The sequence below is a fragment of the Candidatus Limnocylindria bacterium genome (assembly GCA_036523395.1).
In the GTDB taxonomy this organism is placed as follows: Bacteria; Chloroflexota; Limnocylindria; order P2-11E; family P2-11E; genus CF-39.
The window spans coordinates 1-6656 of record DATDEH010000116.1; the positions used below are offsets into that span (position 1 = coordinate 1).

Genomic DNA, 6656 nt, shown 5'->3' on the forward strand with positions numbered 1-6656 from the left:
ATCGCGAACGCTCTGGATGAACAGGTCCTGACTCGCACGGCGGATCCCGAGATCGCGAAGGGTCAGGACGGATGGCATGTCCGGGACTTCGGCCGCGGTATCCAGATTCAACACTTCACTCAGAACGAGAACCCAGAGAAGCTCGCCAGCGCCGGCGGCGTGATCGGGAAGTTCGGTGTCGGCTTGAAGGACGCGCTCGCGACGTTCCACCGCAACGGGATCACCGTCACGGTCCGCTCGCGCTTTGGGACGTATCGTCTCAAGACAGCGGCGAAGACCGGCTTCGGCGACATCAAGACGTTGCACGTTGAGTACGACGACACACCGAACGCAATGGTCGGGAGCGACGTAAGTCTGGCCGGCGTCTCGGACGAATCCGTGCGCGCGGCGCAGTCGCTCTTCCTCCGTTACTCGGGCGAGCTGCCCATCGAGTCGAGTGTCGACGCGCGAGGTCACGACGCGACGCTCGGTGCGGCGCCGGTTGGTCCGGCGAGCAGTTGTTGGATCTCGACGTGGTAGCGCGACGAGAGGTCCCGTGCTTCCGCCTCCCAGCGCTGCTTTGCGACCGGATCGCTGAGCGTCGGCCGCAGGCGGCGAGTGCCGAACAGCGTGGCCGTTGGAGGGAAGGCGCGAAGCGCGCGCAGCCCTGGTAGCTGTGGCGAGACCACCTCACGCCACTGCTCGCACGCCCGCGCGATCGCCGCGTACTTGTCCCCCCATGAGTCATCGGTGCGCGCCTGGCGCGCCAGCGCGAAAACGGCGGCGGCGTCGACGATCCGTCGCGCCATCGCGTAGCCGTCAACCAGCGCGCCAAAGCCGAAGATGTCGTCGCCAAAGATCTCGCGCATCTCTGCGATCACGTCGATGAACTGACGCAGCTGCAGCCAGTGCTCGCGGCCCTTGTCGAGCTGAGCATCCGTCATCGCGCGCAAATCGTTCATCCAGCTGCCGGCGTACAACCTCGTCGAGTCCACCATGATCTCGGTCATGCTGCCCGTGAGCCACGGCTTCAGTCCGGTCGGGGCTTCGATCCGCGCTTTCTGCAGCCCGAGCGCGATCTCGACGAGTAGTCCTTCGTCATCGGCCGGACCATGCATGCGGGTTGGCGGCGTATACGTGCCGGCAGCCATGTCGAGGGAGGCGCGTACGACGGTCTCGACCCGTTCCTCGGTGCCGAGGCGACGCCGCATCGTGCGAAGACCCGAAGCGTACGTGCGCACGATCCGTTCGACGAAGCGGATCGCGCGGGTGGGCAGGAGCACGCGGCCAAAGCCGATAACGCGAAGCACGGCGGCGACGCGGTCGTGCAGCGCCGCGGTTGCCATGAGGTACGCACGCACGCCTTCCATCGGCACGCGGTGCCCGCGCAACCACAGTTCGAAGGCAAGCTCCCGGAGCGGCATTCGGCCGCCGAGCTCGAGACCTTCAATAAGCAGAGCCGCGGTGCCAAACGGGTAGATCGACAGACTGCCTTTCCCACGGCCGCGACCGCGCTGCTGCGGCCTGCAAATCACGCCGGCGCGATGGCGACGTTCGAGCTGGCCGCGGCTGAGCGTCCAACCGCGAGCCGCGGCAGAAGCCAGCACGACCTCGGCCTCCTCGCCGTCGACGGCATCAGGTTGGGACTCTCGTGCATTCATGTCGTGAAAGCGTAGCGACGCACACACCGCATCCGAGGGCCTGCGCGCATACCTCTGTATCTGCCGGGCGCGTGCCTCGCTCGCAGAGTCGCGCGCCCAGCCGTCATCTTGCGCGGGTCAGCCTGGAGCCTGCACGGGCTCGCGCAACCCGCGCGTTTTGTACCCCCAACGTACCCCCAACCCAACGACCAAGAGCGAACTCTGGTGAACCACGACGTACCATCCGCCAGCGTGTTTCTTCGGAAACACTGATGAGAGTGCACGTCACCCGGTGGTGGCCTCGGTCTTCAAAACCGCTGACGGGGCGCTTTGCGTTCCGTGGTGGGTTCGACTCCCATGCACTCTCGCCAACTCCGCCACTACCCCGTGCTAGGTTCGTCAGCAGGATGACGCAGACGACGCCCCCAAATCCTGAACGCGAGCAGACCGACGAAAGTCTTCGCGCTGAACGCGATCTGGCGGATCTGGCACTTGGGGAAGAGCTGGCCGCTGTCGACGAGACCGCGGACGCCGTCATCGACAAGGCGCGGGCACGCGCAGACGCCGTGCTCGCCGAAGCACGCGCGAACACCGACCGCCAGACCGGCAGGGCCAACGCGCGAGCGTCGGGGATCGTCGCGGAAGAGAGGTCAATCGAGGACCAGGCCGTCCGCGAAGAGCGAGCGGACGCCGACGAATCTCTCCGGGTAGAACGCGCCGAGCAGGTCGCGCTGCTGTCTGCGGAGCGCACCGAGACCGACAAGGACCTGTCAAGTGAACGCGCTCGATCCGACGCTGCGCTGGCGACCCGCGACGCGTTCCTTGGGATCGTCAGCCACGACCTGCGCAACATCCTGAGTGGCATGATGGGATTCGCCGGGATGATCTCCAGAGATGTCTCGCGGGACGACCACGTTGACCGCATCCTCACACACGCGAAGCAGATCCAGCGATCCGGTGCTCGGATGAACCGCTTGATCGGTGATCTCGTGGACGTGGCAAGCATCGAAGCCGGCGTGCTCGCGGTGGCGCGTGAGCCGGGTGATCCAACGCAGGTTGTCGCGGAAGCGGTCGCCGCGTTCCAGCCCCAGGCTGCGGCGAAGAATGTCGCCCTCACCGCGGAGGTCCGACCCCTGCCGTCGCTCGTGACCTTCGATCCGGCGCGCCTTCTTCAGGTGCTGACGAATCTTCTCAGCAACGCGATCAAGTTCACCCCCGCCAACGGTCACGTCGCCGTCCGCACGGATCGCGTCGGTGATGAGGTCGTGATCGCGGTCAGCGATACAGGCGTGGGGATCCCCAGCGACCAGCTTGAGGCCGTCTTCGCTCGGTTCGTCCAGGTCACGAAGAACGATCAACGCGGTGTGGGCCTGGGTCTTTACATCTCCCGGAGCATCGTGCAGGGCCACGGCGGACGCATCTGGGCGGAGAGCAAGATGGGCGAGGGAAGTACCTTCCGCGTGGCGCTGCCGATCGAGCCGGACCTCGCGCTCGCGAAGTAAGCCAGCGGAGACTTCGTTCGCGGCGACGGCCGCCTAGACTTCGCGCTCACCCTTGGACGACAAGCGTGCGGTCCTCATCTCGGCCGGCGCGCTCATCGACGGTAGTAGTGCAGCCGTCCTGCGTCCGGGCGCGGTGCTCACCGAGGGTGATCGCATCCGCGCTGTCGGAAGCCGCATCGACGCCCCGGCGGATGCCGAGCGGATCGATCTCCCGAACGCGACGATCACGCCGGGACTGATCGACTGCCACATCCACCTGTCAGACGCAGGAATCGCCGACGCGTCCGTTCAGGATCACGATCCGTCGGGGCTTCGCATCCTGCGCATGGCCGAGCACGCCCGTCGCACGCTGTTCGCCGGCTTCACCACGGTGCGCGACGTCGGCGGACGCGACCACCTCGAATTCGCGCTGCGGCGCGCGGCGCAAGAGAAGCTGGTGCGCACGCCGCGCCTGGTCCTCGCCGGCAAGATCGTTTCGATGACCACCGCTGGCGCGTCGGCGTGGCCCGGGATGTACCGGCAGTCCGACGGTGTGCACGAGGTGATCAAAGCCGTCCGCGAGCAGGTCGCCGCGGGCGCCGACGTGATCAAGATCATGGCGACCGGTGCGGTTCTGGCGCCGGGCCATGAGCGTCCGACGTCGGCGCAGTTCACGCGCGACGAGCTGAAGGCTGCGGTCGAGACCGCGCACGCGATGGGTCTTCGCGTCGCCGCGCACGCGCATGGGATCGAGGGCATCGCGCGCGCCGTCGAGGCGGGCGTGAACACGATCGAGCACGGAACGCACCTCCACGAAGATCCCGGCGTCGCGAAGGAGATGGCCGCGCGCGGCGTCTTCCTCGTCCCGACCCTCAAGGCGCTCGCGCGGATCGCGGATCCCGATGGCCCCGGTGTACCCGAGGACATGCGCGCCAAAGCGCGGGATCGCCGCTCCGACCGCGACCGGACCTTCCGCCTCGCGCTGGAGCTCGGCGTGCCGATCGCGATGGGCACCGACGCTGCAACGCCGTTCAACCGCCACGGCGAGAACGCCGAGGAGCTCGAGCTGATGGTCTCGCTCGGAATGACTCCGCTCGCTGCGATCGCGGCGGCGAGCAGCGTCGCGGCTCGCGCACTTGATCGCGACGACGTCGGCGTGCTCGCGCCGGGGCGACTTGCGGACGTCGTGGTGTGGGACGGCGAGCCGTCCGAGGACATCCACGCACTTCAGCGCGCACCTCGCGCGGTGTTCCTCGGCGGCAAGCGCGTGATGTGACGCAAGTAGCAGCGTCGGCCGCGCCGCGCGCGCACACTGGTGACACACGATGACGTCGAAGGAGCGGCTCGCACCTGCCCTCGAGACCGAGGGCGGGCTCGATGAGGCCAGCGCCGCGGAACCAGGCCGCACCTCGACCCTGGCCGCCCTCGAGTTCCGCGACTTTCGCCTGTTCTGGTTCGGTCTCGTTGTCTCGAACATCGGGTCGTGGATGCAGATCTACGGCCTCGGGTGGCTGGTCGTGCAGCTTGCGATCCGCGACGGCGTTCCGCAGCTCGCTCCGTTCTACCTCGGCCTCGTCGGTCTCGCGCGCGCGATCCCCGGGCTGACGTTCGGTCTTTTCGGTGGCGCCGTCGCCGACCGAACGGATCGACGCCGCCTCCTCATCGTCACGCAGGCCTCGGCCGCGATCGTCGCGTTCGTGCTCGCGATCCTCACCATCACCGAGCACATCAACATCGTCGAGGTCGTACTCATCAGCGCGCTCAACTCGATCATCTTCTCGTTCGATGCGCCGACACGGCAGGCGATGGTGCCGCGCCTGGTAACGGACAAGGAGCTCATGAGCGCGATCGGCCTCAACTCCGCGGCGTTCAACGGCGCGACGCTCATCGGACCGCTCATCGGCGGCGTGCTCATCATCCCCTTCGGCGTCGGCGGGCTCATGCTCATCAACGCCATCTCGTATCTCGCCGTCGTCGCGGCGCTGCTCGTGATCTCGCCGCAGCCGAGCGAGGTCCGCCGCCGGCTCTCGATGCTCGCGTCGATCCGCGAAGGACTCGCGTACATCCGCCGCGATCCGGTCCTGCGCTGGGTCGTGCTCCTCACCGTCTCGACAGCGCTCTTCACGCGCCCGTACATCCAGCTCCTGCCCGCGGAGGCGCAGTTCCTCGGTGTCGGCGCGCTCGAGCTGTCGTGGCTCCTCGCCGCGTCCGGGGTGGGGGCACTCGGCGGTGCGCTCGTCACCGCGTCGCTCGGCGGCTGGAAGCGGCGCGGCGCGATCCTGGTCGGAAGCGCGCTGAGCCACGGTCTGCTGCTCGCGCTCTTCGCGGAGCAGCGCTCGCTCATCGGCGCGATGGTGTTCATCGGACTCACGAGCTTCGCCGTGATGCTGTTCCTCGGCATGGCGAACACGCTGATGCAAACGCGTACGCCCGATCATCTGCGCGGCCGCGCTATGAGCGTGCACACCATGGTCTTCATGGGCTTCATGCCGCTCGGTCAGATGCTGCTGGGATCGCTCGGCACGGTCGCCGGCATCAACACGGCGTTCCTCGCCGGCGGTCTGATCGTCGTGTTCGTCTCGACATTCGCGCTGCTACGTGGCGCGGCGCTGCGTGGCGCCATTGCGAGCTCGCATCCACGAGTGGTCGCGCGCTCCGGCTAGAAATTCCGCTGTTTTTTCGACCTCTTGACAGGGCGCCGCCGCCTCCCTACGTTCTAGAACAGACGTTCTAATCACGTCCGGTGAGGCCAGGCTCCGGATGCGGGTGGGACGGCCATAAAGGGGAGCCGCCGTGGGAGCCACTGGACTGGCCGCAGCTATCGCGCGCATCGAGACGAGGTACGGCACGCGCGCCGTCGTGCGGGGCGACGTCGCGGAGCGCCAGGACGGCGAGCGCCGCATCGCGTCCGGGACGTCGCTCGATCGCGTGACGGGCGGCGGCATCCGGGCGGGCGAGCCGCTCGCGTTCATCGGACCCCTGACCGCGGGCAAGCTCACGCTCGCGCTCCACGTGGTGGCCACGGCGCAGCGCGAGGGCGGGATGGTCGCGTGGATCGATCCGTCCGCCTCGTTCGATCCGCTCGCGGCGGTGCGCGCCGGCGTGGACCTCGACCGCGTCGTCGTCGTTCGCGCGCGCGATGTCGCCGAAGTGCTCCTCGCCGGCGCGGCGGCGCTACGCAGCGAAGGTTTCCGGCTCGCGGTCGTGGATGTTGGGCCATCGTTCGCGTCGCGCTGCGACGTGGACGATCTCGCCCCGCTGCTGCCGGTGGTACGCGGCTCGCCCGCGGCACTGCTCGTAGTGGCGGAAGAGCGCGGTCGGCGGACGGCGCTCCCGATGGTGCGGGTCGAACCGCTCGACTGGCGCGAGCGGTTCGGTCGCACCGTCGGATGGTCGTTCGCGGCGGGCGCGCCGGCATCGCGAGAGCGCGCGCTGTTCGCTGTCATGGCGCTCGATGCGGACGCGAGCGATCTCGGCATGCGCGCCGAGCTCGCGGAGCTCGCGAGTTGATCGCCGCGGTCGTCGTGCGCGACGCGAACGACACGCTGCATGCGCG

Annotated in this window: 6 protein-coding genes and 1 tRNA gene; 6 read left to right on the forward strand and 1 reads right to left on the reverse strand. The window is 68.1% G+C overall.

Annotated features, from left to right (window positions below; genetic code table 11):
- On the forward strand, positions 1-519 hold a 519-nt coding region (locus VI056_14595; GenBank protein HEY6204249.1), incomplete at its 5' end, for an ATP-binding protein.
- On the opposite strand, the gene VI056_14600 is transcribed toward VI056_14595, so the two are convergent.
- Positions 453-1640, reverse strand: a complete 1188-nt coding sequence (locus VI056_14600) for a hypothetical protein (protein ID HEY6204250.1) — start codon at positions 1638-1640, stop codon at positions 453-455. The genes VI056_14595 and VI056_14600 overlap by 67 nt on opposite strands.
- Before the next feature lie 253 nt (positions 1641-1893).
- On the opposite strand from VI056_14600, the gene VI056_14605 reads away from it, so the two are divergent.
- From VI056_14605 to VI056_14625, 5 genes are all read left to right on the forward strand, one after another.
- Positions 1894-1990: transfer RNA gene (locus tag VI056_14605), tRNA-Sec, on the forward strand.
- A 36-nt stretch (positions 1991-2026) separates the two neighbouring features.
- Positions 2027-3121, forward strand: a complete 1095-nt coding sequence (locus VI056_14610; GenBank protein HEY6204251.1) for an ATP-binding protein — start codon at positions 2027-2029, stop codon at positions 3119-3121.
- A gap of 52 nt (positions 3122-3173) precedes the next feature.
- A complete protein-coding gene (locus tag VI056_14615; protein HEY6204252.1) occupies positions 3174-4376 on the forward strand; it encodes an amidohydrolase family protein in 1203 nt (400 codons plus the stop codon).
- Positions 4377-4425: 49 nt separating this feature from the next.
- Positions 4426-5763: an MFS transporter gene (locus VI056_14620; protein HEY6204253.1), complete on the forward strand. Its 1338-nt coding sequence runs from the start codon at positions 4426-4428 to the stop codon at positions 5761-5763.
- Positions 5764-5893: 130 nt separating this feature from the next.
- The gene (locus VI056_14625) at positions 5894-6610 is read left to right on the forward strand and encodes a hypothetical protein (GenBank protein ID HEY6204254.1); all 717 of its coding nucleotides are present in this window, start codon (positions 5894-5896) and stop codon (positions 6608-6610) included.
- The last annotated feature ends 46 nt before the right edge of the window (positions 6611-6656 follow it).

Bases quoted from the DNA above. Each gene is read 5' to 3' on its own strand.
- VI056_14600 (HEY6204250.1), bottom strand. From the start codon at position 1,640: ATGAATGCACGAGAGTCCCAACCTGATGCCGTCGACGGCGAGGAGGCC.
- VI056_14610 (HEY6204251.1), top strand. From the start codon at position 2,027: ATGACGCAGACGACGCCCCCAAATCCTGAACGCGAGCAGACCGACGAA.
- VI056_14620 (HEY6204253.1), top strand. From the start codon at position 4,426: ATGACGTCGAAGGAGCGGCTCGCACCTGCCCTCGAGACCGAGGGCGGG.